Below are 26,366 nucleotides of genomic sequence, written 5' to 3'. Positions count from 1 at the left end.
CCCTTTCTTATTTGTTTATTTGTTTTTGCCTTCTGCAAATAGCGCATCAAGCTTTTGTTCGTAATCGTGGTAACCAAGGTAATCGTATAGGTCCATTCTCGTTTGCATTGTGTCGACAACCGCTTTTTGGTCACCGTCATTTAGCAAAGTTCTATAAACCAGCTCAGCCGCTTTATTCATTGCTCTAAATGCACTGAGTGGGTATAGCACCATGCCAACTCCCCATTCTGCCAACTCTTGTTTATTCCAAAGTTCCGTTTTACCAAACTCGGTCATGTTAGCTAAAATCGGCACATTAAGCGCTTCAGAGAATGCGCGATAATGTTCCTCGGTTTGAATTGCTTCAGCAAAGATACCATCGGCACCCGCTTCAACGTATGCTTTTGCACGTTCAATAGCGGCTTCTAGGCCTTCTTGAGCAAACGCATCAGTACGAGCCATGATGAAAAAGTCTTTATCCGTACGCGCATCTACAGCGGCTTTGATACGATCCACCATTTCTGCTGTTGAAACTATTTCTTTATTTGGTCTGTGACCACAGCGCTTTTGTGCAACCTGATCTTCAATATGAACGGCCGCAGCACCCGCTTTTTCCATATCGCGGATAGTCTTTGCAATATTAAACGCCCCGCCCCACCCAGTATCGATGTCTACCATTAAAGGTAAGTCACATGCCGAAGTAATACGCTGAACGTCTGCAATCACGTCATTTAATGAAGTCATACCTAGATCAGGTAGCCCGTAAGAAGCGTTGGCAACACCACCACCTGAAAGATAAATAGCTTGGTGACCGATTTGCTTTGCCATGATCGCACTGTACGCATTGATAGTGCCTACAATTTGCAATGGTTGATTTGCGATTAAAGCGTCACGAAATTTTTTTCCTGCACTCATGGTGGTGTTATCTCCTGTGATGATCTATTACATTTTGGATAATTTGACGGCAATGTTATTTTTTGAGTATTGAATATGGCGCCTCATTAAAATTTCCGCCAATTCACCATCTCGATTTGCGATGGCCTTAACTATATGTTTATGCTCGTCGTATGCGGTTGTAACACGAGGGCCTGTCATACCTAATTGAACTCGGTACATTCTTGCCAAGTGGTATATACCATTACTTAACATAGTGATAAGTTGCTGGTTTTGGCTGCCAACAATGATGCGATAGTGAAAGTCTAAGTCGCCAGCTTCCTGATAATATGACTGGCCTTGCTTAACAAGCTCAAATTGGTCGTCTAGCAAATTAGACAGCTTTTCTATTTCTATTTCAGGCATATTTTGCGCAGCGAGACGCGCGGCCATACCTTCTAAAGCTTCTCTGATCTGATAGAGTTCAAGTAACCCTTCGGCGGTTAGAGTAACAACTCGCGCGCCAACATTTGCTTTGCGTTCTACAATATTGCATGCTTCTAGACGGTTTATTGCTTCACGAACAACGGCTCGGCTTACTTCGTATTTTGTCGACAATTCAACTTCACTGAGCTTAGCTCCTGCAGGTATTTCACCCTCAACAATTTCTTCCCTTAAGCGAAAAAACGTTTTGTCTGAGGATGTTACTGCCTGCTCTTGGAAAAAGCTCATTATCAACCTATGTATATATAATCTGTTAATGCCAACAATATAGATACACTTTACGTTAACGTCAACCTAATAAACCTCAAATTGTCGACAATTTACTTATAGAGACTATTCACATCATTTATCTTCTATGTAGATACGCGCACGACAAGGCCTTGTGAACCCATTATAGGTTCGCAATTTGTCGATTTAATTGCACTTGTATGGTTTAAATGTAAGTACTGCAAATGAAGCAGTTAAAGGCAGATCATATGAGTGGAAAAGACAAAGTGGGTCAAAGTAAATTTTAGACATTAAAAAAGCAAGCGTAGCTTGCTTTTTTAGGTGTTTAAACTGTGACAGTTACAGCTTAACGATTTCTTCAGCTTGAGGACCTTTTTGGCCTGTAGTAAGCTTAAACTCTACACGCTCGCCTTCAGCTAATGTACGGAAACCGTCGCCTTTAATTGCACTAAAGTGTGCAAATACGTCCGGACCATTTTCCTGAGCGATAAAACCGAAGCCTTTTGACTCGTTAAACCACTTTACTGTACCTGTTAAAGTATTAGACATAATAATAAATCCTGATAAAAAATATAAATGCCAATCCTTAAAAGCAAACTCTAAACTGCTTAAAGAGAATCTATTTTTACAAAACTGGCAAACCTATGCCCTTGTGGGCGCATAGACCTAAATTTTGCCGGTGATAAAACTTCAGGACGGTACTACTACAAGCTAACACTTATACAACATCGTAATGGAGATTTATAAACACTGACCGAAATTCTGTCTATGTTCATCTTATAGGGATGCCCCTCTAAGTCAACTAATTTTTAAACATATTTATGAATGCTTAATGACATATTCTCATAAGCAATGTGAACAATTAAATACAGTTCTATAACACCACTAAAAATGCGGCATGCGACGAGATTGACACAACTCAATCTTTATTGATTTTTATGCACAAAAATGTCAAAAAAATCACTTTTCTTAAAGTAGAAATGTATAATCATTTTTGCCGAAAATTACTTGGGAATAGCATAATTGAATATTGTTATAATCGGATTAATTTTGACATTCAGCATTGCATCTTACGCAACAGATAATAAAGTGCCGCCAGCGAAGCTGACAATTTCATATATTGATCATCCAAGCGTTTTGCATCAAGCCCTACCACTCATTGCGCAAGCATACCAAGCAGAGCACATTGATGTCGATTTTGTCGCTATCCCATCACACCGTTTAATCAATGAGATTCAGGCGCAACATATTGATGGTGACGTCATTCTCGCTAAAGAAATATTTTCGCCCTATAAAGAACTCATCGCGGTTGGTCCGCCACTAACGCACGTGCAATTTGTTTTGCTCTGTGTAGAAGATGTCCCTTGCAACCAGCAAGTACTGCAAACTTCCCCAAAAACTATCTTGGCAACCGATGAGTCAATGCGGGTCATTCTCAACAAATTTCCAACCTCTCGCAGAAATAGGTATTACCAACTAAATCAATTAGGCAAGTTGCCTCACCTGCTACAGGAAAGGCGTTTTGAGTATGCCATCTATGTGATGTCCTCTTCGTGGCCTATACCACAAGCCTTAGAACACCTAAATCGGCATACATTGTTCGAAACACCAGCTTATCATGTTGTACACAAAAAACACGCCGCAATAGCGAATAAAATAGCTCCTCGCATCGCTGCGATTTTAAATAAACAAAGCAAGTGAGACAGACAATTTAGTCATTACGTAGTAAACGTTCAATTTCATCTAACGCGAGGGGAGTCGAAAAAAAGTGCCCTTGTAATTGGTTGCAGCCATGCGTCGCCAAAGTTGAAGCTTGGAGCTCACTCTCCACGCCTTCTGCAATACAATTCACGCCTAGACTCTTAGCGATGTTAATCATCACTAAAGCCAAGTCATCCTGTTGCTCAGTACCATAGATTTCACTCACAAAGCTCGGGTCTATTTTTATCGAATCAAAATGAAGTTCTTTTAACAGTGCTGGGTTTGTTTGCCCTAACCCAAAATCATCAATGGACAGTTTAAACCCAAACTTACTCAGTAATACTAATCTGTCGGATAACTCGTCAGCATTTTCAAGTAAAGGGCGCTCCGCAATTTCAAGTTCGAACTGACTAGGAGTTAACTGGTGATGCTCTATTAATTCTATGATTTGCTCTGGAAAAGAGCCATCTAACAAATGTCGTACCGACAGGTTTAAGCACAACTGTAGTGATGGCTTGTGTGCGACCAAGTCAGCAAAAGCATCGATTGCCTGCTCAAAAACTTGCATACTCAATTGAATGCCAATGCCAGCTTCTTCGGCCGTTTCAATAAATTGCTCTGCCGCCACAACATCAGCACCATGTCGCCAGCGCGCTAACGCCTCTAGCTTCTCTACCTCATGGCTTTGTGCATTAACAATGGGTTGAAAATAAGGAAAAAATTCACCACGAGCGAGGGCATTGACGAGCTCTTTTTCACGCTCTAGGCAATATTCGGCTTCTTTATCTAACATGGTACAGTAAAATTGGTAGTTTGAATGGCCGACTTTTTTCGCGCGATACATAGCGCTATCTGCGCACTTCATGAGCGTGTCGGCGTTGTCACCATCATTGGGGTACAGCGCAATTCCAGCGCTAAATGAAATATTTACTGAAGTGGTTTTAATATCATACTCACCACTAGCTGCCGCAAAGATCTTATCGATCACATGCCTGACATTACGCCTGTCTTCCATTGCATCAATGAGTAGCACAAATTCATCACCGCCAATGCGAGAAACCGTATCGCAAGCACGAATGGTCGATGTTAACTTCTTGGCGACTTGCTTTAGCAACTCATCTCCAGAGTCATGCCCGTAAGTATCATTGATTAATTTAAACTTATTTAGGTCCAGAAATATAACCGCAAACTGGTGTTTATGACGCTTAGCCCGCTTGCATGCCTGGATCAATCTATCTTGAAGCAGTAATCTATTGGGTAACCCAGACAATGCATCATGATGTGCCATATGTGCCATCTTCTTTCTCATTAATCGAGATTCCGTTACATCCTGAAAAACCAGCACCGCACCTGCAATCTGATCAGAACCCAGAAAAATGGGAGAGCAAGAAATTTCAATGGCAAACTCGAGGCCCAAATGATTGCGAAAGCAGGCCAGTTGAGTCAGCGAGACTGTCTGCATTTGAGCCATAGCAGATTCCATAGGGTCACATATCGGCTCTTTATTTTCTTCGTCAATAAGCGGCATCACCTTATGAAAAGGTTTTCCAACAACTTCTCGATCTAACAAAGCTAGTACAGCTTCAGCCACGGGGTTCACGAATGAAATATTGCCCTCGGTGTCTGCACATATCACACCATCACCAACAGATCTCAGTGTAATAGCTAGTAGCTCGTGTTGTTTTTGTATTTGAGTTTGTTCGGTAATATTTATTAACTGGCCGAGAAAAACACCAGAGAGATGGGTATGATTCAAACTGACAATAAAATGGTCTAGATCGCCGCTTAGAGAGCTCAGGTGCAGATCGAGTTGCTCAAATTCTTCCCCATCGTCTTGCCATTTTTGGAACATTTGAAAGCTTTGTTCGTCTACAAGTTTTGCCATTCCAGCTTCGATCAATTCTTCCTCGGACATATTAACGTGCGCGCACATGCCTTGGCTGACAGCATAAAAAGTACCATTTTCACACACTAAAAACTGTGCAGTTAAAGACTCTTTGAAAACTTCATAATACAATTCGCCATGTTCCCCAAAGCCAATTTCTTGTTGTTTTTTTCGTGCTAGGAAAATTACACCCCCACCCGTGACAATCGCCATGACAAATCCAATTATTCCTAATGAGAAATAGTTAAACAGTTCAATCAGTGCTTCATTGCCATAGATTCCGGCTTCTGCAAATAACAGGTTTTCAATAAGCTGGCTAATCTGAATCCCAAAAGATAAACCAACCAAAAGGAAAAAAGAGCTAAACAAGAGCTTTTGGGTCACTTGATTCATTTAGGCGTCCACAGTAAACGAGATTTATAAATTCATTTTTATCAAATTTAATATTAGACAAAGTCGTATAAATTGGACAGTTAAGGCCAAACAAAGAGATTGTTTATATTTCTGGAATTAAATGGTTTTTTGTCCTACATCTAATAAGGGTGTAATCTTTGGAAACCAACTATGATGAGCTTAAGCGATGACTCTAAAGTGGTAGAGAACTTTGTGCGAGTTGCACAGATCATTGCCAATCTAGAAGCGATTTTGAGCCAAGCAAAGAACCTTTCGTTAACAGCGAAAAACGCGCGAGTCGTCGCCTTGAGAGCCGGTGATGCGGCTCTAGGGTTCAAGCCCATCACCAATTTTATTGACGAATTTTCTGAACAAACCATTTCTTCCACTACCAAGATTTCTAACCTGTCTAACCAACTTTTTAAAGTCGCGTTAGAACTTGTTAGGTGCAGCCAATATTACGAACAGATTTGTAGATTAAGAAACCAAGTCAGTACCCATCAAGTAGAAAGTATGTATTCAAAGGCCGTTAAGTCACAGCGACTTGCTGCAAATCATTTGTCTCAGGCTTTAAGTGAACTTGAAAATCATTTCGAAGACATTCAAAAACAGATGCAAAGCGCTGAATACATCGCGGTAACTAGTCGTGTTGAAGCAACAAATGCAGGGGAGTTTAGTGATAGCTTGCAATCAGTTTCTGATTTTATCGCCAGTGCTGCTAAAACCATCAAAACAGCTGTAGTTTATAACTTAAGTGAAATTCATACATTGCGAGGGCTATTAAGGTGAAACTAACAGAACTACACAAAGCTAAAACTCACAGTTGGTTAATACTTGAGCGCAATGACGAGATGCTCAATACTCTTGGCTCTGTCAATCAATATTTTATCCATTCCCAGTACGAGTCAATGATCATGGATCCCGGTGGTATCGAGCTGTTCTCTCCTATGCTTGCCGCCATTTTGCAACAGACGGAGCTCGACAAACTCACAACAGTTTTCGCATCACATCAAGATCCAGACATTATTTCTACTCTGGGCCTGTGGGATAAAGCGGTCCCCAATGCGACTTTATATGCACCCGCATTGTGGGATAGGTTTATAGACCATTTTGACTTGGATAACCTCAACTATGAGGGCATCAATGATGATGGCGGCGAAATCCAACTCAGTGGCGTAAGGTTACGCCTATTACCGGCTCATTACTTGCACTCTGCAGGCAATTTTCACTTATACGACCCTGCAGCTAAGATACTTATGTCAGCAAATGTGGGCTCAGCGATAAAATCAGAATCAAACACTCAGTTTGTTGAAGATTTCGCTCAGCACATCAAGCATATCGAGCAATTTCACAGACGCTGGATGCCTTCAAACAAAGCAAAAGAAAACTGGATAGCAAGAGTAAAAGAGCTAGACATCGATATTTTGGCACCCAATCACGGTAAGCTTTACAGAGGCGACCAAGTGCACGAGTTTTTAGATTGGTTTGCTAAGTTAGATGTTGGAAGCGCAGTGCGCTAAGTCGTATATCAAAAATACACATATCAGGCATATACAAAAAGTGGGTCTGTAATGAATCCCTTACTTAGAACTCATTTTTGGATGATGCAGTATCTATCAAATAGATGATGCACATCCTTTTAGACCGGACAAATCAGCTACATTGCGCCTGTGCTGTGCTAAAAAACTAGTACAGGTGCTATTCACAAACCTTGTGCTAATTAACGCTTTCTCCTTCACCTCGTTGAATAGCATGATAAAGTAAACAAAAACTCTAAACACAAAAGTTCGTGCGTATTTTAAAATTTTTCAAAAAATTAGGTTTCATCTCGATTATGACAGTCAGCCCTCTTTTAAGTGCAAATGATGCACAGCCAAGTTTGCGTGAAATGATTGGCCAAAAGCTTATGCTGGATTTCCGTTACTTTTGCGAAACGGGCGATGCCAGTAAATGCCGCAAACCAATGACACAGTTGCCTCCATCTCTTCAAAAGTTGTTACAAACATACCAAATAGGTGGAGTCATATTGTTTGCTGAAAATGTGCAAGATACCGAACAAATTGTTAATTTAAGCAAAGATTTAAATAAAGCCAGCCAAACTCCGATATTTATATCAATCGACCAAGAAGGTGGCCGAGTCGCACGTATCAATAGATCTGAAGCAACGTCGTTCACCGGAAACATGAGCATCGGTGCTACCTACCCTAAACACGGCGAGAAATATGCAACAGAGGTTGCTAAGGTCATAGCTAAAGAGTTGTCTAGCCTAGGAATTAACGTAAACTTTGCGCCTACCGTAGATGTGAACGCCAACCCGTTAAACCCGGTGATCAATGTCCGGTCATTTGGCGAGGATCCTAAACTGGTAGCCAAACTAGGGGCTGCCCAAGTGAAAGCGTTTGAAGACAGAGGTGTAATTTCAGCTTTAAAACACTTTCCAGGCCATGGTGATACACAAGTTGACAGCCATACCGGATTGCCAAAAGTAGAGCATACTCTTTCTCATATTAAACAGCGCGACTTGCTGCCATTTGCACACATAATTCAGGCCCAGCAACCGGGCATGATCATGACGGCACATATTCAGTACCCAGCTTTGGACAGCAGCACTATAGTCAATAGTAAAGGCGAGCAAATGATTCGCCCGGCCACCATGTCAAAAGCCATCATGCACGATTTGCTCCGTGAAGAGATGGGGTATCAAGGTGTCACGATTACCGATGCACTAGATATGGCAGGGATCAGTGATTTCTTCACACCTATTGATGCGGTCGTTGAAACATTTAAAGCAGGCGTCGATATCGCGTTGATGCCAATAGCAGTGCGCACACCTTCAGATATTGAGAAGTTTGAGCGCTTTTTTGACTCGATTGTAACGGCCGTCTCTGAAGGAAAGCTACAACAACAGGAAGTTGCCTCTTCATACCACCGAATTATGCGCTTAAAAGCTCGCATCGCGCAATTTCAGTCCAGCCCGACCACTGCTATCGCAAAAGCAACCTTAGGTAACCCCCAGCATCGTCAATTAGAAGCGGAGCTTGCTTTGGCTGCAATTACCAATGTGAAGAATGACGATTTACTACCCGTTAAGCCTAAAGCAGGCCAACACATTCACCTTATTATGCCTGACAGGCAAAAAGCCACAGCATTGAAGCAAGCCCTGCAACAAGCAACATCAGAGTCAATTAAAGTTACCATCACAAGTTTACAAGCCTATAAGCCTGAGCGGGCAGAACAATTTATTGCAGATGCTGATATTGTGATAAGCGCACACGCATCACCTCAGCAGAGCGCAGCTGAAATTGGTGGCATGGATGATGTCGCAGAATTGAAGAGCTATGAGCTTTCAAAACAGGCGCAACCCAAAGCTTTACTAAAACTGATGCAATATGCACATTCACGTAAAAAAGCGAGCATATTTATTAGTTTGCGAGCCCCCTATGAAATTTCGAAATATGCACAATACAATCAGGCAGTTTTAGCAAGCTATGCCTATAATGTGGATGTAACTGATGAAAATGATGTGCGCGGACCTGCTTACACGGCACTCGCTAATGTGATTTTAGGAAACGCTGAAGCACTTGGACGCTTGCCCGTAAGTATTGATATGAAAAGTTTGAAAAAGTAATTCGCTTTTACTCTGCCCGCGCTAATAATGACATGTATCTTACGTGGGGGAATTATGGATCCAAAGGCGTCCTTAACGGCACCTAATGCGATTCGAGAAATGATAAGAGCAGGTGACTACTCGGGCCCTACCAACGGGTTTGTGCCTGGGTTCACCCAGTGTAATATTGTCATTTTACCCAAAGTATATGCCTTTGACTTTCAAAAATATTGCTTACAAAATCATGACTGTTGCCCACTGTTAGCAACCAGCGTTACGGCGGGTGACCACCATTTAGATGCCCTTGGTGGTAATATCGATATCCGCAGTGATGTACCCAAGTATCGTATTTTACGAGACGGGCAACTTATTGATGAAGTCAATAATATTCATCAATTATGGCGAGAAGACTTTGTGACTTTTGCACTCGCCAGTTACGTTGCCTTTGATTACGTTTTGCATAGCTTTGGTTTTACACATTCGACGACTAGCCCAGCTCATACGCTGCCTATGTATATTAGTAACATACCCAGTTTACCTGTAGGCCCATTTGCAGGTGATAAAGTCGTGTGCTTAAGACCAATGGATACGCAAGAAATCATTAAGGCTATTCAAGCAGGCAGTATTAGTAGAGTGCCCCATGGTATCCCTGTACATTTTGGAGACCCAAGTCAAATTGGAATTAGAAACTTGAGCAAGCCAAACTTCGGCGAGCCAATATTCTTTCAAGAAGACAAACAGCCGGTGTTTTGGACCACCAGCTTAACCGCCCATCTTGCAATTACCCGCGCAGCTCCAGAATTGTGTATTATAAACAGTCCACAACATATGTTGGTCACTGACCGACCAGATATGGACCTATTAATACAGTAAAATAAGTTGGGTATATGCTTTTAAATTGTGACTTAGGGGAAAGTTTTGGCGCATGGGAAATGGGCCTAGACAGCGAAGTAATGCCGCATATTGATATGGCGAACATCGCCTGCGGGTTTCACGGCGGAGATCCAAGCGTACTGGCTAACACATTAAAGCTGGCCAAATTACACAATGTGACCATAGGCGCACATCCGAGCTACCCAGATCTACAAGGTTTTGGCCGTCGCTCTTTGAACATGTCTCGTCAAGAGCTAATACATTGTATGCATTATCAAATTGCAGCCGTAGAAGGCATGGCAAGAGTTTCGGGGCTCACTCTGTCGTATGTTAAGCCACATGGCGCGCTTTATAACGATATGATGCGCAATGAGCAAATTTTAACGACCCTTATTGAAGCAATCAGCTTATACCCTTCGAACTTAAAACTAATGATATTAGCCACTGCGCAAGCTGAGTATCATAAATCTCTTGCAAAACAATATGATGTCGCATTGATTCTGGAGGCTTTTGCTGACCGATTATATACTGACGAGGGCTTACTTACACCGAGAAATAAGCCGAATGCCGTACATAGTGAAACAAAGTTAATTGAACAAGTGCAGCACCTAGCCCATCGTTCTTGCGTAGTAACAGCAGGTGGTCAGACTTTATCCCTTCCAGCCCAGACACTATGTGTACACGGAGACAATCAAACCGCTATCGCCCAAATAAAGCAGATCAAAGAGATATTGTCAGGTGCCAATTAAAGAATCTAAAGTCGTATGTAGTAAAAAGGATGCTTTATGGAACTTTTAACACCGAGGTTGAAGTTAAGGTTATTAACCTACCAAGATTGGTTATTTTTTAAAAAACTAAACCAACATGAACAAGTCATGCAATTTGTTGCCGACATAGTAGATGAACAATCTTTGTTTAGGCTATTTGAATCACGTATAACAGCTAGGAAAAATGACCAAGATGGCTGGATTAGTTTTGTGATTGAGACGGCTGATACAAACGAGATGGTTGGACTGCATGGCATCAGAGAAACGCATGAACATAAGGCACACGCTGAGATTGGTTTTTTGCTTCACCCCGACTTTCAACGGAAAGGTTTTGCCCGAGAATCAACTCAAGCCGTAATAGATTTTGCATTTAAAAAGTTAAAATATGAATCGCTCTATGCGACTGTGACAGCCGGTAATATCGCTTCAACTAAATTGCTTGAAAAACTTGGATTTACTCTCAAAGAAACCATTGAAAGCAACTACCAAATTAATGGCAGATGGTACGATGATTTACTATTCGTTTTAGATCAGGAATAAATCCAAAACAAAAAAGCGTCACCTTGCGTAAAAAGGTGACGCTTGGTCCCTTAGAGAGTTAACTCAAAGGTTTGACATGTACGAGTTAAAACGGGCCCGCGTTTTGGGCTGGGTTTTGCCATAAACTAGACCAAACGAAGTTACCATGCACATAATAAATCGTGTTGTCATGAATAACGCCTCTGTCGTCGGAAGCTCGTACATAAGGAACGCTTTGTGACGGGGTTTCATAAGTTGCAACGCTACTACCTAAATAAGTCAAATTAGGCGAATCTCCGATAGTTACTTCAAACGCCGCAAGCTCATTTTTGTTACTCCAAATCATATCTCCCCCCGCTTCTTGCTCGGTGCGCCAAGTTTCAACAGGCAGAGTCATTCTAAACTGCTCATCGCTCGCCTTTAGAAAACTCAAAGCGTGATGATCAAATTCTACCGGCGAATAACCGTTCGTAAAAACATGCTCATTTAATAGCTTAGGAGCACTCATATCAGACACATCAAACAAGCTGACTTTGGCACCTACCTGAGGCGCATTATCGGTTTCAGGCGCAGCCCAAAACCACTCATCAACATTTTGCCCAATACCAATTAACAATGACTCTGATACTGGGTGAAGATACGCCGAGTAACCAGGGATCTCTAATGCTCCAGCGATAGCCGGACTGGATGGGTTGGCTAAGTCAATCACATAGAGTGGATCAATTCTTCTAAAGGTCACAATGTATGCCTTGTCTCCCACATAACGTACCGCATACACATTTTCTTCAACTTGTCCGTTCGCCTCTACTTTGCCAATTGGCGTCGGCTTATCTTCATTGGGTAATTTAGCCAGTACACTTAATTCATCTCCTTGTTGCTCTAGAATAAATAACTGATGAACAAGCCCAGCTGTAGCACTGAAGCGAGTTGTCAGTAACCTTAGCCTATTTTCATGTTCACTGAGCCTAAATACGGCATTACTGACGCCACCAATGATAGCCGGTTCGATAAAATTGCCACCGCTAAAACTTAGCGAACCAGGTACGGCCCCTGATGCTTTGTAAGAGATACTGTCTGCTGACACATCAAATTTGTGCACCGCAGTTTGCGTTATATCTTCAACACTCGCTACTTCACTCGGCCAAAAGCTGTTGTATAAATAGATACTATTTTTAGCTGCATAAATACCATCACTCGGTGTATTAATACAGGTTGATTGAAGCTGTGTTGGGTCACTTAATGAAATCTTTGTTATCGTGGTAATACGGTTTGCACTGTCTAATGATGTCGCGTCTGCAGGGATGTAGCAATTACTCGGTTCAAAAAGCGAAGATGTGGATCCTGTGGTCAGATCCGTGATTTTTGGCAGTAATTGAGAAATGTCAGCTTGATATAAAGCCTGATAAGCGGCTAAAGCATCTGTTTGCGTAAACTCAAAGTACGCGCTGTAATTGCTTATAACATAAAGATTGCCATCAATGACTCGGCTATCAACAATATCGCCTTCGATTCGGTACTGCTTGATAATAGATGCTTGCTCTGGAGACGTCACATCAGCTACGCTCAATTCAAAGGTACTAGGGTACACACTCCCTATGGGCGTTGTTGATGCGTTTGAATTAGCAACTGCACTGTCTGTATTTACAGGCGAGCTATCCATGGAGTAAACCGGATATTTAAATACCGAGACAAGCCTATTGTCATCCAAGTACAGCTCTTGATGACTATATAAACTATCGGATGCCTCTATTCTCGCAACTTCTGCAATTCCTTCCTCGGTACGCTGCATTACACGCACAAACTGTTGAAAGTCATCTTGTATAACCACATCTTGTTCAGAGTGACCTGCAATGTACAAATAGGTACCGTCATATTCGATGCGGTCACCTTCATCCACACCCGACTCTTGCACGTTCGTTGTCGAGAAATTGGAAGAGCCGCTGTCAGCTTCAGGGGCCGCATTGGCTACCTTATCGGTATCATCCACTCCAGATTGCCACTGGCTTAAATACATACCGTTCTTAATCAGTTGATTAAATTCACTAGATGAAGATTTGCGTAATGAAGATGACGACTCCGCCAACCAATTTAACTCTGGCACCGATTTTGGCACATTGGAATTTCCCTCTCCTGGCTTGTCTTCACTATTGTTACTTCCTCCACAAGCTACAAGCGCAGGCAGTGCCACAATAAAAAGACTGCTCCTTGCAATGAGGTGGGAACTTCTAGAGTACAACATAGTTTTTCTCCTTGACTGAAAGTAATTAAACTTTAATGCATCAAGGTCAATCTTCTGTTATTTAGCTCGATCTATTTGTTATTTTATGTAACTACTTCTAGCAATTGATAAAATTACTGGTAAATTTAAGCCTATCTTTTACAGGAGTCGATTGATTGAAATATTTCTTCTTTTTGCTGCCCATCTATTTGCTATTAGTGAGCCCACACAGCAAGGCGAGTTGTGAGGAAAGTAATGAGCAATGTATTGAAGTTGGACGGTGGGATTTCGCTGTAGCCCTCGGGGCAGGTGTGATTACAAATCCAGTCAGAGGGGGCGACAACGTCCCACTCGTTGTGTTGCCGTACATTAGCTATTATGGAGACAAGTTTTTTGTCGACAATACGAGCCTAGGCTACACATTTGTAGAACAGTCCAAATATGATCTCAGCCTCGTAGCACAACTTAACACCGAGCGCGCATACTTCGAGCGTTTCCATCCATCCAATATTTTGGTCAGCAATAGCTTCACAAATGAGTCAAGCACGCCTTCAAGCCCTGTTACAAACCCTCACCCAGATACGGGCACGGATTCAGACCAGCCGGATGATGCAACAGGAGGGGACAATGATAAGCAATCTCCAGACGTCATTACCATCGATGATATTTCAAAACGTGACTGGGCATTGGATGGGGGCATATTGGCACACTGGTATTTTGAGGAATATGGCAAACTCTCAATACTTTGGCTGCATGATGTTACAGGTACCTACAAGGGCCACAACGGCCGAATAGATTATAGCTTTAACGTGCCACTGAGTATGCCAAATTTAGCCAGACTTAAATTTAAAATAGGTGCCGAATACAAAGATCAGAAACTGGTGGACTACTATTATGGTATTAGTTCAATAGACACAGAGTCCGAACGACACTTATACAATGGCAAGGCGGTTATCAATCCGTTTGTCAGCATTGCTTTTAATTATCGTCTCAATGACGACTGGCAAATCAAGTTTAGTGCAAAACAAACTTGGTTGGACTCGGGAATAACCGACAGCCCATTAATTGACAAAAAGTACACCTCCAACATCTTTATTGGAGGCTTGTATGAATTTTAAGTGGTCGTATGCGCTCATGGTTTCAGCCTGTTTGGTGGCAACAAAAGCAAGTAATGTATATGCCGTTCCAGAAAGTAAAGCAGCGCTAAAAGTTAAACCCATGATCTGCATGGTTAAGTCGATTGGACAAATCTGTGAAATGACGATTGCCATTCAGTGGCAAACAACAACGGCTCAAGATGTCTGCCTTTATCAAGACACACAACAATTAAAGTGTTGGCAAGGCACTCAACAAGCAAAAGCAAAGCTAAATATCTCTTTAGAGCAAGATATGACCTTTTCACTCAAAAATGCGCGTATGGAAACGCTCGCTGCTCAAAAAGTGAAGATTAACGCTGCTTTAAGCAGAAAATATAGACGCAAACTAAAATCTGACTGGAGTTTTTTCTAATGGCCAAAGTAATACTTGTTGAAGACGACGAAAGACTTGCGCAACTCACCGGGCAGTTTCTTGAAAGTAATAACTTTTCAGTGACGCTGGTACATGATGGCGCAGAGGCTGTTGAAAAAATCGTTTCATTGCAACCCGATATCGTGATTCTCGACATCATGCTACCCAACATGGATGGCTTTTCTATTTGCCGCGAAATCCGAAACTCATATTCAGGACCTGTACTATTCTTAACAGCCAAAGACAGCGATTTTGATCATGTTAGGGGGTTAGAGATTGGCGCCGATGATTATGTGATCAAACCCGTTGAACCATATGTTTTATTAGCGAGATTAAATGCCCTACTGCGTAGAGGTGGCGGACCGACTGTGAGTACCGACACCATTAAATTGGGCCAGTTAGAAGTTGATAAGGCAGCTAGAAAGGCATACTTAGCTGGGGATGAAGTCGAACTGACGAGTTACGAATTCGACCTGCTATGGGAGCTGGCAAATAATGCAGGGCAAACCCTAAGTAGAGAACATATATACAAGTGTGTAGTCGGCAGAGAATATGATGGTCTAGATCGTAGTGTGGATGTGCGTATATCTCGTCTGCGCAAGAAGCTTGGAGACAATACAGATCAGCCATTTCGATTAGTTACTGTATGGGGTAAAGGTTACCTTTGCTCTAAATCTGCATGGGATTAAATGCTACATGCTAAGACTACTCGCTAGCCTTTATCTTTTTGTGTTCGTCAGCATTGTATTTATCAACCAAAGCAGTGAGTATATTTGGAAAAACTGGGGAAACCAAACACCTAATGAGCTTAATTATGCCAAGCAAGTCGCTTTAAATTTAAAAGCAGTACTTGATGATGTCGGTATTGAGCGCTATGAACAAAGTGATCAATTCAATATCATCAACATTCATGACATTGCTTGGTTCCCCGAACAATTAGAGATTTTATACCGAGGTGAAATTGTGGTCTCTTTCGATGCCAACGATCACTATCAGCTCAGTATGCTATTGGATGACGGTCAGCACCTTGTGCAACTTGGGCCATATGCTCCCAACCAGGCTTCTTTTTTCGCGCAGTATGGCTTTCGACTGGTTTCTTTTTCTATCTTAGCGTTATTACTCGTGTTGTGGCTAAGGCCCTTGTGGCGAGATCTTACTCAGCTCAAGCTCATCACAACTAAACTGGCAACTGGCCAGCTTGATATTGAAACAAAGCCTTCTCGTTTTTCTGCAATATCGACATTAACCCAACAGATCCAAAAGCTGGCATTGCAAACTGCCAGCCTTATGCAAAATCAAAAACACCTTGTCAACGCGGTATCCCATGAACTCAGAACACCACTAGCACGATTGAAGTTTGCCCTCGCCATGCTCGCGGCAAAGGACCCAAAACAAGTAAAAGCAATGAATAATGATGTATTGGAAATGGAGCAGCTAATCGACGAAATGCTCAGTTATGCAAGACTTGAGTTTTCTGAAAGAGAGATGCAAAAAAGTGAAATAGATTTTAGTCAACTGCTTAATGAGTCTATAGGTAAGGCTCAAAGTAGCACCAATAAAAAGATACAATGCAATATTCAAAATAATCTGCATGTATTTGGTAATGGTCACTACCTTTCTCGTATTGTACAAAATTTACTGCAAAATGCAGATAAATACGGAGCGCATGAAATACGTATTCGTCTCGATGCGACTAGCGATGGCAACATACACCTTCAGGTAAGTGATGACGGCCCCGGCATACCACATGACAAACGCGAGAACGTGTTTAGCCCGTTTATAAGACTAGATAAAAGCAGAAGTAAAGAGACGGGTGGCTTTGGGCTTGGCCTCGCGATTGTCAGTAAGATCCTTGGTTGGCATGAGGGACATTGCTGGATAAGTGATTCTGAACTAGGCGGCGCAACATTCAACGTCACTATGGCACGATTACAAAATTAGAACTTAACTGAACGCCTTAGGACTTTGGTCTGTGCACGTTTGTTTTTACCATCTAAGCGCCTTTTTTGCGACCCTTTAGTTGGTTTTGTTTGCTTGCGTTTTTTTTCTACTTTAACGGCGTCTAAAATCAACTGCTTTAGCCTCGCTAGCGCATCCTCTTTGTTTTGCTCTTGCGTTCTAAAATTTTGAGCTTTGATAATAATGACCCCGTCTTTACTAACTCTGCTATCTGACAACGCAAGTAATCGCTCTTTATAGAATACAGGTAAGGTAGATCGAGTAATATCAAAACGTAAGTGAATTGCAGAAGACACCTTATTTACATTTTGGCCACCAGCGCCTTGCGCTCTGATCGCGGTTAATTCTATCTCCCAAGAAGATAACTCAACATTGTTTGAAAGTCTCAACATCTTATTCCTAACCTCATACAGATAAGCTTAATACCAAGCCATTGAAGACCTGGCCATAACTTAAGGTGCTACAGCATATTGAACATTACAGAAAAGAATTTTAAATTGGCAGGCCCTAGTGACACCCATTACTGCCACTTACCAACAAAGCGCCACATAATGCTAGCTGACAGCGGTATTATATCAATGTCGCCTCTGCATTGACCAGTGCTGCGATCTAACTCGAAGGTTTAAATACCCGCATTAGGAAAATAACTGGGATAATATCATACAATTCTAGTAGCCACCGCTGGCGGAAGTTGCGCAGCTCTATACGCCGGATATAGAACAGCAGCTTGACCTAAAAACAAAGTACACAAGCTACCATAGACCATGTAGCTCACCGGCACTGTGCCCAGTTCAAATACATTGCTGAAAGTAACACTGAGTACAACCGCCGCAATAACGCCAAGCACAATACCGAAACAGGTTAGGAGCATGTTTTCTAGCATAAAATAACGTACTATTTCGCCTTTGCTCGCGCCCATAGCACGTCTGAGGCCGATTAGCTTAAAACGTTTTACAATGCCATAACGAGATTGACCATAGATCCCCAAAGTGGTGACCAACAATAATCCGAAGATTACGCCAAATAGCGTTTTACTTGCCGCATTTTCAGCACTGTAAGCACGATTTTTGACATCTAGAAAAGTCTCTACTTGATCAATTTTACGACCATACGTTTCCATCAGGTAGGAAAGTGTTTGATCCATCACATCAGCTTGACTCCCAGGCCTGGTGCGAATAACAAAATTTACAATGCCATCCGTTTCTTTGACCGCAGAAATCACACCATGCTCAACGACGACCCATGAGGGCCAAGCTGACTGTAAAATATCTACTACACCCACAACACGCTGCGGTTTGTTGTTGATATATAGAGTTTTACCCACAATTCCCGGCCAGTTTTGATCAAATAACGACTCAGCTAAAGCTTTGGTTACGACCGCCTCAGAGGCTACTTTGTAGCCGTCGACTCTGGTTGTTGATTCTTCTTCTTTTAAAAAAGTACGACCAGCAATGAGTAACACACCAAAGCTATCAATCAGTTTTGTGTCACCCCCATAATAACCAGAAAAGGTATCATATTTTGTATCAGGGTTTATGGCGACCTCCACTAAGCGTCCCCAACCAGTTAATGGGATCCCAGTAGATACCGAGGCACTTTCAACGCCATGTATGGCATTCAACTTTGATAAGTCTTGTTCAAGCTTTACTTCTTTTTCTGCATCTTCCACTGGCAAATTAGTCGCGACATAAAAAACATTTTGCTCATCTAGCCCAGAAGCTCTGGCAATGACCGCGCGCTTTTCGAACGCCAAAAAGATTGCGTTAACCAAAATCGTAAACGTAATAGCCACTTGTAGAATAAAGAGCAATGCTGCGGCGTAGTTGCTCTTTAAGGACTTTAATATTGGCAGTAAATCTTTCATATTTGCCTCTACAAACTCTTGAGCTGTTTAGCTGGTTGTACACCTATGGCCCGTATTATTGGGAATAGACCAAATAGCAAACTCGACACAACTGACAAAATCACGGTCACTAGCATAAGCTCAACACTCATACTCATAATGTCTTTGCTCAAATGAGTATAAAGTTGACTAGACACATACAGGCATACATGCGTCATAACTAGCCCTAGTACGCCACCTAAAAGTCCGATAATGCTGGTTTCAAGTGCATATTGTTGGACCAAATCAAAACTACTTGCCCCGACGGCTCGGCGCAAAGCAACTTCAGCGGCTTTCCCTTGAAACTTAGTCATAATAATGCTCATTGCATTGAGCAGGCACAAAACTAAGAAGCAACCAGCGAGCCATACCGCAATTTTACTGTCGCTTGAGTACGCTCTGCGCTCATGCATGTACTCTGACCCAGTTTGTAACTCGTTTACAATCGGCCTTTGAAAGCGTCCCAGTGCTTGTTGCTCTTGTACATACGCGTTCAAAAAAGCTAGGTATTCTGACTTTTGTTCACGACTACTGAGTTCAACCCAAAAGAACACCCAAATGCACTCAGATGCCCAAAGCGCCGCTACTGTGGTGTTTTCAGGCTCTTTCCAGCATTCATAAGATTGAAGGTTTGAGGTCCACAACTCTAAGTTTATCTGTGTCTGAAACGGTACGAAAATATCTCGAGGGGGCTTAAATGCGCGCATGGAATCACCATAAAAGCGAGGAAGCGCAAACCAATCATCCAGCACGCCTACCACTTTGAATTGATGCTCACCGAGCATCACAGAACGACCTACCGAGTTTTCACCAGCAAATAAAGTCTGGTTCATTTTTTTTGAGATGACAGCAACCAGCTCACCGCTCTGATCGCTGGTTTGAGGCCACCCAGATCCATACAAGAACGGCACTTCAAAGGTACTAAAAAAATCTTTTGAAGTTGCACGCACAAAAGTCATTTTAGCGTCAATAGCCCCTTGCTCAGGAAGCTTTAACATGTCTTTAAAACCAGCGATAGGAACATGCCCTAACGCTTTATTTTGCTGTATTAAGTTAACGGTATCTTGCACAGAAATATAGGTTGGAGGCTGCTCCTTCACTCTGTTTCGGTATGCAGCTTCGGGACTCCAATTATTCAACCTAACAAGAAAAACACGATCGCTTTTAGACGGGAGAGGATCCTTGGTCATCATATAGTTTATCGTGTAGGTCGTCATCGTAGCGGAAATCCCTACAGCGATAACTAAAATAGCCAAGAGACTCAAAGAACGTGTTTGCCATAAACTTAAACAAGCCAGCTTGATATAGTAGACGATCATAAGCCCCCCTAAGCTATTGCCGGGGTTTGTCTACTTACTTCATTGATCACGCCATCTTTAACTTCTATTACACGGCTTGCTTGGGTTGCTTGTACTAAATCGTGGGTGACCATAATGATAGTCGTCCCCGCTTCATTTATCTCTTTGAGTAACGTCATCACACCATCAGCCATTGTTGAGTCCAAATTACCGGTTGGCTCATCGGCCAGTAAAAAAGCTGGTGAACCAGCCAATGCCCGAGCAATAGCGACCCTTTGTTGTTGTCCCCCTGAGAGTTGAGATGGAAAATGAGTATGTCGACTACCCATACCAACTTGCTCCAGAGCATGCTCAACACGTGCTTTTCGTTCAGCCGTAGAAAGCTTGCGATAGCGCAAGGGCATTTCAACGTTGTCGTATATATTCAGTTCAGGAATGAGATTAAAGCTCTGAAAGACAAAACCAATCTTTTCATTTCTCAACCGAGACTTTTGCTTATCATTCAGTGAACAGACATCGGCACCATCAAGCCAATACTCCCCCTCAGAAGCAGCTTCGAGTAACCCAGTTATGTTAAGAAAGGTTGTTTTACCTGAGCCTGACGGGCCCACCACGGCGACAAACTCTCCTTGCTGCACTTCTAAGTCAAACGGGCACAATGCCTGCGTCTCGACGGTATCTGTGCGGTAAGTTTTCGCCAGCTTACGCATTCTTAACATACTCACTCCTTTATTGAACGATTCTTACGCTACCCGCTTCTTTAAACACGCTAAGATCAGAAATCACTACTTTTTCACCCATTGCCAAACCAGATATCACTTCCACTTGACCAAGGCTTCTCGAACCTAACTTAATTGCCTTTTTCACTGCCGTATCGTTTTGCACCACGTACACATAACGACCTCCACCAGTTTCCGCAAATTGACCTCGAGGTAAAAAGTAAACGTCACTCTTTTCTTCCAGAACTACACGACTTGTCAACCGTTGATTTTGTCTTAAGCCTTTAATATTTTTACTTTTAAATCTAATTTTCCCCTCAACTTGGCCGTTAACAATTTCAGGAGAAATAGCCGTTAACTCGCCTTTATATGTATTGCCATTGAGCATTAAATCCGCACTCATACCCAGAGCTAAATCGTCCGCATAGTTTTCTGGTATGTTGACTTCAACTTCATATTGGGACAAATCAACCACACTCAATAGGGGCTGATTTTTTGTGACGGTGTTCTTCTGCTCTACAGCCAAATTCCCTACAATCCCTGATACCGGTGAAGTAATAGAAAGCGCCGCTACTTGCCTTTGAATTTCGTCCACTATAACTTGTTGCGCCTCCAGTTCTAATGCGCGTGTTTGAATTTCAAATTTTTGACTCTCTTTAAGAAGCGCAACCTCTTTTATCGCTAACCGGTGCTCTCTCTGCGCATTTTCAAGATCATCTTTAGCCTTCTGAAAGTCGATATCACTGACAACCTGACTTTTATGGCCTTCTTCATTTCGTCTCATTTCACGTTTTGCGGCATTAAGTGCAACTTGTGCTTTGCCAATGTAGTTTTCTTGTTCAAGATTTTGTTTTTTTCCCTGAATTTTTTCACGCTCGAGCTGGGTTTTTAAGCGCGTTAAATCCGCTTTCTCTTGTGCCAATAAACTCGTTAATTCAGGGCTATCTATCGTTGCTAACTGCTCTCCAACTTCCACTGTATCTCCAGGCGTAACAAGATATGTAACAGTGCCCTGAGCTGGGCTATAAAGAGTGGGTCTTTTTGCGGCAACGACCCGCCCTTGGACAGAAATATCTCTAACAAATTGGCCCTTTTGCACCTCGGCAACACGTATATTTTCTAAACGGACTGCACCTTTGCCACTGAACCAAATCGATAATTGCGGCACAACTAACACAAAGAAAATGATGATACCTACAACAATAGCCAAATAGAGTTTGTAGTTCCTTTTCTTCTCTATTTGCGTGTCTTGAGCACTGGTATCAGAAATATAGGTCATTTTTTACTTCCTTGAGAATCATGTTACAGCTTTTCATTTTATAAAATACACAACCTGACTTTGTTTGTCACTAATAATAAACATTTCGTTAAAGAATTTCATCACTGAAATATCTAGGTGAAAGTTTGGAAAATTAGCCAAAATATAGACAGTTACGGGGCTTTTAATTGATTTACTTGATCATTATTAAAAGAATCATTGCTGTTGTAAACAATTTTCAAAGTCAGGTTTAAGAGTTATTTGTTAACAATTCGGTGCGGTTATTAGAAATAATAATGTCTTTTTTAGGATAAAAAGTGCAGCTTCCGTGCCGCAGCAAGTGCTTGGGAGTGATACTTAGTAGTATAAAATCATCGATATAACTGAAACCTCTTGAGCGCACACTGCACACCCAAGAGGTTTAACAGTAACATCACAACTTTTGCGTCAATACTGTTTCGCTGTTCGTAACTGCGCGTTTAATTGCTTGAGCAAAGTCTTTGCCTTTAGCCTTAACCACAATACTGGGTAACCCTGGCAATAACACTTCAATGCTACATTGGGTCAAAGTACCATGAAGCTTCGAAGGGACATCATCTATGTGTACTTTAACCTTACGAATGTTCTTAACGTATTTAGCAAACTTACTTGCAATCAGCTTCGTGGCTTTGCTCTTTGCGCTTGCACCTAATATTTTGCCTGTCATACGTAAATTTAATTTCATATCTCTTGACCTCGTTCAATTAAACGCCCAAAAGTAACGTTCTTTCGAAATTACTGATTGCGTCGATGAATTAAATCTACTAAGGTGGAATCAAAGATAAAAGCTGATTAATTCTTAGTTAGTCATCGAAATTTACGAAGTATTATGAATATCAACTATAACCACCTGTATTATTTTTGGCAGGTCAGTAAATTAGGCAGTATCGCAGCAGCGAGTAAAGTACTACACCTTACACCTCAAACTATCAGTGCACAGATCACTAGCCTTGAGCAACGACTAGGTAAAGCCTTGTTTGTCAGAGAAGGAAGAGGACTACGGCTTACTGAATATGGTCAATTGACCCAGCAGTATGCAAATGACATGTTTAATGTTGCTGAAGAGTGGCTGGAGACGACAAGAGGTGATCTAGATAACCTCAATCGCACTTTGAAAGTTGGTATTTCAGACTCTCTTCCCAAATCTCTTGTCTCCAAATGGCTATCTCCACTTATTAAGCATGAGCGCATAACTAATTTACATTGTATTGATGGCCAGCAATCAGAGCTATTGGCGCAAATGGCGACCCATAAAATCGATCTCGTACTCGCTGACAAACCACTTGATAGCTCTACGCCATTTAAAGCGTTTTGTCATGAGATAGGTAAAAGCCAACTTGGTTTGTATGGCAACTCAAACTACTACGCAAAGTTGAGTAAGGATTACCCAAATACACTCAAAGATATGCCAATTATTTTACCAGCCAAGTCTAGTCCAGTCACAAATGCCATTCAGTATTGGCTGGAAGACTTAGAGATAAACATGTCAGTTGCAGGACATGTTGACGACAGTGCATTGATGAAATCACTTGGACAGCAAGGGTTTGGTATCTTTCCTGCGCCCTTGTCAATCAAGGCTGAAATTGAAAGGCACTATGATGTCACATTTATTGGCAGCATAGAAAATGTCTACCAACATTATTATGCCTTTACGCCCGATAGACTTATTAAGGACTCAATCTATTCCGAGTTTGTGCAAAATGCGCAAAAAGACGAGTGATCCAAGCTTAAGCAATATGAAAATAACAGCAATGAATAAACCCAAAATTACAATTCACTACTGTGTACTGTGCCAGTGGCTTTTACGAAGTGGCTGGCTTGCTCAGGAGCTGCTGTCTACATTTGGTCAGGATTTAGGAGAGGTCGCACTTGCGCCAGCCTCTAAAGGTGTTTTTGAGGTTTACTACAATGACCAGCTAATTTGGTGCAGAATCAAAGACGGCGGCTTTCCAGAGGCCAAAGAACTAAAGCGCCGTGTCAGGGATTTACTTTGCCCGGATCGCGATTTAGGACATATAGATAAACACACTAAGTAGTGACTTAGCGCCTCAAAAAACCTGAAAGAGCATTGCATTACAATCTATAACCCTTTCAGGGTAATTTATTGGTCGATTATTTTGTGATTGGCAAATAAATATCAGTTATCGCGTCACATTCAGCCACTTCAGGGAAAAAACACACTCGCTCCAAAAAGATTGGAAAATCTCGAAGCTGATATGTAGACTCCGGCAGCCAAGTCGCGTACAGATAGTTGACCAACAGCCCTAAAGTGTCGTCACTGCCAATGTGCCTTAATACAGCGCAATCACCGGCTGGAATTCGCTTGGTGACAACATCAAAAGCATTCTCTTTTACAGGTGAATCAATGGCGCACCCTATATCCAATTGATACTCATCTGCGCCCACTAAGTTTGGGTCGTTGTATAGCAAGTTAAATGTCTTACTCGCGCTTGGCGGCAGATTGTTTTCTCGCCGCCAGTCTATAAACCGTTTGATGCTCATGCCTAGCTTTCTTGGATCACCGCGATGCTGATGCACCGCAATTAAGGTCTCTTCAATAGAAGTAATTTCTACTGCTGGCACGCTACCCATACGCTTACTTTTTTGTCTAAGTAATAAAATTGGATCGTATTTACGATGCCACAAGTTCCAATCTGGCGACTTTCTGAAATTTGAAGGGCTCGAGCAAAAGTGCTTTTTAAATGCCCGAGAAAAGGCTTCATGGCTATCAAAGCCGGCGTTCAAGGCTATATCAATGATTTTCATCTCATGTCTAAATGCCAGTTGGTACCCTGCCCGCTTAAGGCGTAACAACCTTACTAATGATGCGACAGGCATCCCGAAATAAGCAGAGCACTGCCTGTGAAAGTGATATTTCGATAGATGTGCAAATTGGCAGAGCTGATGAACATCGAGATCCCTATCGAGGTTCGCCTCGATATACTCCAATACCTTTATAAACTTTTCTTTTATCCTAGACATATATTACCCTCAAAAGGGCAATATTAAGTGTTATAAACGCCATAAGCTTGACCAATATTGCTCTATCACGACCTAACCCTCAAGCGTAACTGGGTGCATAAAGCATTTGAGATTAATGACGTTTATTTAATGGACTCAAACGAAACACAGTTATCGCCCTGCATCCCTACGGATTTGCTCAAGCAGCTCATCATCACGGATCAGACGCTGCATAACCAATTGCGCTTCTGCACTGTTTGAGTTGTTATACAAATCTAATATGTCACTTGCTAGCTGCTGCTTAAGCTCTGGTGAAGTTTCACCTGACTGATAGTATTGACCGATGAGCCCTTCCGCAGCCATCGTTTTCATGTACTTATTTGGTTCTTTCTCAATAATATCTTGCAATGATTTAGCGATGCGCGTGTCAACCACTGGTGAGTGTGCGACCACTTCTAATGCTTGCACTTTTAATTTTTCATCCTGACTATTTCGGCTGATCTCAAGCACTGCATCTACGGTTTCATAATCAAACATTTCGCCTTGAGTGCGATTAAGAATATACATGTTCATTTGCAATTGACCCATAGCAGACAAGCGCTCTGTAGGAGATAAACTCTCATCAAGCACTTTACTGCGCAGATCCTGACTGACCTTCATTGCAAACTCTGGGTCTGTTTTTAATTTGAGATCATAGTCTTTTGGTAAATCATCATAAAAGCCATATACCGGATTATCTTCGCGGTTTTGTTCTTTGTCTTTTCGCTCTTTTTCTTCTAATACCGCCAAGATGGTCTGTTCCATATTGTCAGCAGAAGGTGTAATCGAGAAAGCTCTATTTTCAACTTCAAGAATGCGCTCTTCTAAATATTCAATGCGCTCGATAAGCGCACCTTTATCCATCGAGTTAAGATCGCGACTGTTTTGGTCATCCGTAGAGTTCTTCAAGGTATCTGCTCGCGAATGTTGCACTGTATTGTACTGTTGAGACACAACCACCTCAGACTGCGGAAGTGAATTCGTAACAACTTGATTATAAATAGATAGTGCAAGCGCTGCAGCGGCAACACCTATGGCAATATTACTTTTAGTTTGAGACATCTCGTACCTATATACCTACTTTTCAGGCTTTAAAATTGAAATTGCTTCCTTGACCAAAACTCGATTTCGTAATGTAGTTTATTTGGCACTAAA

Annotated in this window: 26 protein-coding genes; 13 read left to right on the top strand and 13 right to left on the bottom strand. The window is 42.0% G+C overall.

All coding sequences use genetic code 11. The features are described from left to right. Positions 1-15: 15 nt before the first annotated feature. The 3 genes from prpB to N480_RS11705 all read right to left on the bottom strand — a co-directional run bounded on the left by prpB (position 16) and on the right by N480_RS11705 (position 2,133). On the bottom strand, positions 16-894 hold the full coding sequence (gene prpB / locus N480_RS11715) for a methylisocitrate lyase (protein WP_063372689.1): 879 nt from the start codon (positions 892-894) through the stop codon (positions 16-18). A gap of 27 nt (positions 895-921) precedes the next feature. After that, positions 922-1,584: a GntR family transcriptional regulator gene (locus N480_RS11710; RefSeq protein WP_063372688.1), complete on the bottom strand. Its 663-nt coding sequence runs from the start codon at positions 1,582-1,584 to the stop codon at positions 922-924. Positions 1,585-1,923: 339 nt separating this feature from the next. Continuing rightward, on the bottom strand, positions 1,924-2,133 hold the full coding sequence (locus tag N480_RS11705) for a cold-shock protein (protein ID WP_023398377.1): 210 nt from the start codon (positions 2,131-2,133) through the stop codon (positions 1,924-1,926). Between the two features lie 474 nt (positions 2,134-2,607). Between N480_RS11705 and N480_RS11700 the strand changes: the two genes are divergently transcribed. Next, entirely contained in the window at positions 2,608-3,285 is a 678-nt protein-coding gene (locus N480_RS11700; RefSeq protein ID WP_063372687.1) for a hypothetical protein, read from the top strand. A 10-nt stretch (positions 3,286-3,295) separates the two neighbouring features. Here N480_RS11700 and N480_RS11695 read toward each other — a convergent pair whose 3' ends face one another. Further along, a complete protein-coding gene (locus tag N480_RS11695; protein WP_063372686.1) occupies positions 3,296-5,563 on the bottom strand; it encodes a putative bifunctional diguanylate cyclase/phosphodiesterase in 2,268 nt (755 codons plus the stop codon). Between the two features lie 171 nt (positions 5,564-5,734). Here N480_RS11695 and N480_RS11690 point away from each other — a divergent pair, with 171 nt between their 5' ends. The 6 genes from N480_RS11690 to N480_RS11665 all read left to right on the top strand — a co-directional run bounded on the left by N480_RS11690 (position 5,735) and on the right by N480_RS11665 (position 11,350). Then, entirely contained in the window at positions 5,735-6,352 is a 618-nt protein-coding gene (locus N480_RS11690) for a hypothetical protein (protein WP_063372685.1), read from the top strand. Then, positions 6,349-7,083, top strand: coding sequence for an MBL fold metallo-hydrolase (locus tag N480_RS11685; RefSeq protein ID WP_063372684.1), 735 nt, complete (start codon positions 6,349-6,351; stop codon positions 7,081-7,083). The genes N480_RS11690 and N480_RS11685 overlap by 4 nt, the downstream gene beginning before the upstream one ends. Before the next feature lie 314 nt (positions 7,084-7,397). After that, positions 7,398-9,191: a glycoside hydrolase family 3 protein gene (locus N480_RS11680; RefSeq protein WP_155732827.1), complete on the top strand. Its 1,794-nt coding sequence runs from the start codon at positions 7,398-7,400 to the stop codon at positions 9,189-9,191. 54 nt (positions 9,192-9,245) lie between these two features. Further along, the gene (locus N480_RS11675) at positions 9,246-10,043 is read left to right on the top strand and encodes a D-glutamate cyclase family protein (RefSeq protein ID WP_063372683.1); all 798 of its coding nucleotides are present in this window, start codon (positions 9,246-9,248) and stop codon (positions 10,041-10,043) included. 14 nt (positions 10,044-10,057) lie between these two features. Next, positions 10,058-10,792: a 5-oxoprolinase subunit PxpA gene (locus N480_RS11670; RefSeq protein WP_063372682.1), complete on the top strand. Its 735-nt coding sequence runs from the start codon at positions 10,058-10,060 to the stop codon at positions 10,790-10,792. A gap of 36 nt (positions 10,793-10,828) precedes the next feature. After that, a complete protein-coding gene (locus tag N480_RS11665) occupies positions 10,829-11,350 on the top strand; it encodes a GNAT family N-acetyltransferase (RefSeq protein ID WP_063372681.1) in 522 nt (173 codons plus the stop codon). Between the two features lie 85 nt (positions 11,351-11,435). Here the strand turns inward: N480_RS11665 and N480_RS11660 are convergent, their stop codons facing one another. Then, entirely contained in the window at positions 11,436-13,568 is a 2,133-nt protein-coding gene (locus tag N480_RS11660; protein ID WP_063372680.1) for a beta-propeller domain-containing protein, read from the bottom strand. A 155-nt stretch (positions 13,569-13,723) separates the two neighbouring features. Here N480_RS11660 and N480_RS11655 point away from each other — a divergent pair, with 155 nt between their 5' ends. The 4 genes from N480_RS11655 to N480_RS11640 are packed head-to-tail and all read left to right on the top strand — an operon-like array spanning position 13,724 to position 16,997. Further along, a complete protein-coding gene (locus tag N480_RS11655; RefSeq protein WP_081231840.1) occupies positions 13,724-14,665 on the top strand; it encodes a MipA/OmpV family protein in 942 nt (313 codons plus the stop codon). Continuing rightward, positions 14,655-15,056: a DUF3019 domain-containing protein gene (locus N480_RS11650; RefSeq protein ID WP_063372679.1), complete on the top strand. Its 402-nt coding sequence runs from the start codon at positions 14,655-14,657 to the stop codon at positions 15,054-15,056. Before N480_RS11655 ends, N480_RS11650 begins: the two co-directional genes overlap by 11 nt. Next, positions 15,056-15,745, top strand: coding sequence for a response regulator (locus tag N480_RS11645; protein WP_063372678.1), 690 nt, complete (start codon positions 15,056-15,058; stop codon positions 15,743-15,745). Before N480_RS11650 ends, N480_RS11645 begins: the two co-directional genes overlap by 1 nt. Positions 15,746-15,752: 7 nt before the next feature. Continuing rightward, positions 15,753-16,997, top strand: coding sequence for an ATP-binding protein (locus tag N480_RS11640; protein WP_063372677.1), 1,245 nt, complete (start codon positions 15,753-15,755; stop codon positions 16,995-16,997). Here the strand turns inward: N480_RS11640 and arfB are convergent. From arfB to N480_RS11610, 6 genes are all read right to left on the bottom strand, one after another. After that, positions 16,994-17,407, bottom strand: a complete 414-nt coding sequence (gene arfB / locus N480_RS11635) for an alternative ribosome rescue aminoacyl-tRNA hydrolase ArfB (RefSeq protein ID WP_063372676.1) — start codon at positions 17,405-17,407, stop codon at positions 16,994-16,996. The genes N480_RS11640 and arfB overlap by 4 nt on opposite strands. A gap of 266 nt (positions 17,408-17,673) precedes the next feature. Then, positions 17,674-18,879, bottom strand: coding sequence for an ABC transporter permease (locus N480_RS11630; protein ID WP_063372675.1), 1,206 nt, complete (start codon positions 18,877-18,879; stop codon positions 17,674-17,676). Positions 18,880-18,887: 8 nt separating this feature from the next. Continuing rightward, positions 18,888-20,216 carry an ABC transporter permease gene (locus N480_RS11625; protein WP_063372674.1) on the bottom strand — a complete coding sequence of 443 codons (1,329 nt, stop codon included), beginning with the start codon at positions 20,214-20,216 and terminating at the stop codon, positions 18,888-18,890. A gap of 8 nt (positions 20,217-20,224) precedes the next feature. Next, positions 20,225-20,914: an ABC transporter ATP-binding protein gene (locus N480_RS11620; RefSeq protein WP_063372673.1), complete on the bottom strand. Its 690-nt coding sequence runs from the start codon at positions 20,912-20,914 to the stop codon at positions 20,225-20,227. A 10-nt stretch (positions 20,915-20,924) separates the two neighbouring features. Continuing rightward, on the bottom strand, positions 20,925-22,193 hold the full coding sequence (locus N480_RS11615) for an efflux RND transporter periplasmic adaptor subunit (RefSeq protein WP_063372672.1): 1,269 nt from the start codon (positions 22,191-22,193) through the stop codon (positions 20,925-20,927). A gap of 412 nt (positions 22,194-22,605) precedes the next feature. Further along, positions 22,606-22,896 (bottom strand): hypothetical protein, encoded by a 291-nt coding sequence (locus N480_RS11610; RefSeq protein WP_063372671.1) that lies wholly within the window; start codon positions 22,894-22,896, stop codon positions 22,606-22,608. A gap of 144 nt (positions 22,897-23,040) precedes the next feature. Here N480_RS11610 and nhaR point away from each other — a divergent pair, with 144 nt between their 5' ends. Together nhaR and N480_RS11600 are read left to right on the top strand one after the other, a co-directional pair. Further along, positions 23,041-23,931, top strand: coding sequence for a transcriptional activator NhaR (gene nhaR, locus N480_RS11605; protein ID WP_063372670.1), 891 nt, complete (start codon positions 23,041-23,043; stop codon positions 23,929-23,931). A 31-nt stretch (positions 23,932-23,962) separates the two neighbouring features. Beyond that, complete coding sequence (locus N480_RS11600) at positions 23,963-24,247, top strand: SelT/SelW/SelH family protein (protein ID WP_063372771.1); 285 nt, start codon at positions 23,963-23,965, stop codon at positions 24,245-24,247. Positions 24,248-24,323: 76 nt separating this feature from the next. On the opposite strand, the gene N480_RS11595 is transcribed toward N480_RS11600, so the two are convergent. Continuing rightward, positions 24,324-25,193, bottom strand: coding sequence for an AraC family transcriptional regulator (locus tag N480_RS11595; protein WP_063372669.1), 870 nt, complete (start codon positions 25,191-25,193; stop codon positions 24,324-24,326). 150 nt (positions 25,194-25,343) lie between these two features. Beyond that, positions 25,344-26,273, bottom strand: a complete 930-nt coding sequence (locus N480_RS11590) for a hypothetical protein (protein ID WP_063372668.1) — start codon at positions 26,271-26,273, stop codon at positions 25,344-25,346. Positions 26,274-26,366: the final 93 nt, after the last annotated feature.

Origin of the sequence: Pseudoalteromonas luteoviolacea S2607 (assembly GCF_001625575.1) — a bacterium.
Classification (GTDB): Bacteria; Pseudomonadota; Gammaproteobacteria; order Enterobacterales; family Alteromonadaceae; genus Pseudoalteromonas; species Pseudoalteromonas luteoviolacea_E.
The sequence above is the reverse complement of the archived record's forward strand: the minus strand, read 5'-3'. Positions and strand labels throughout refer to the sequence as shown.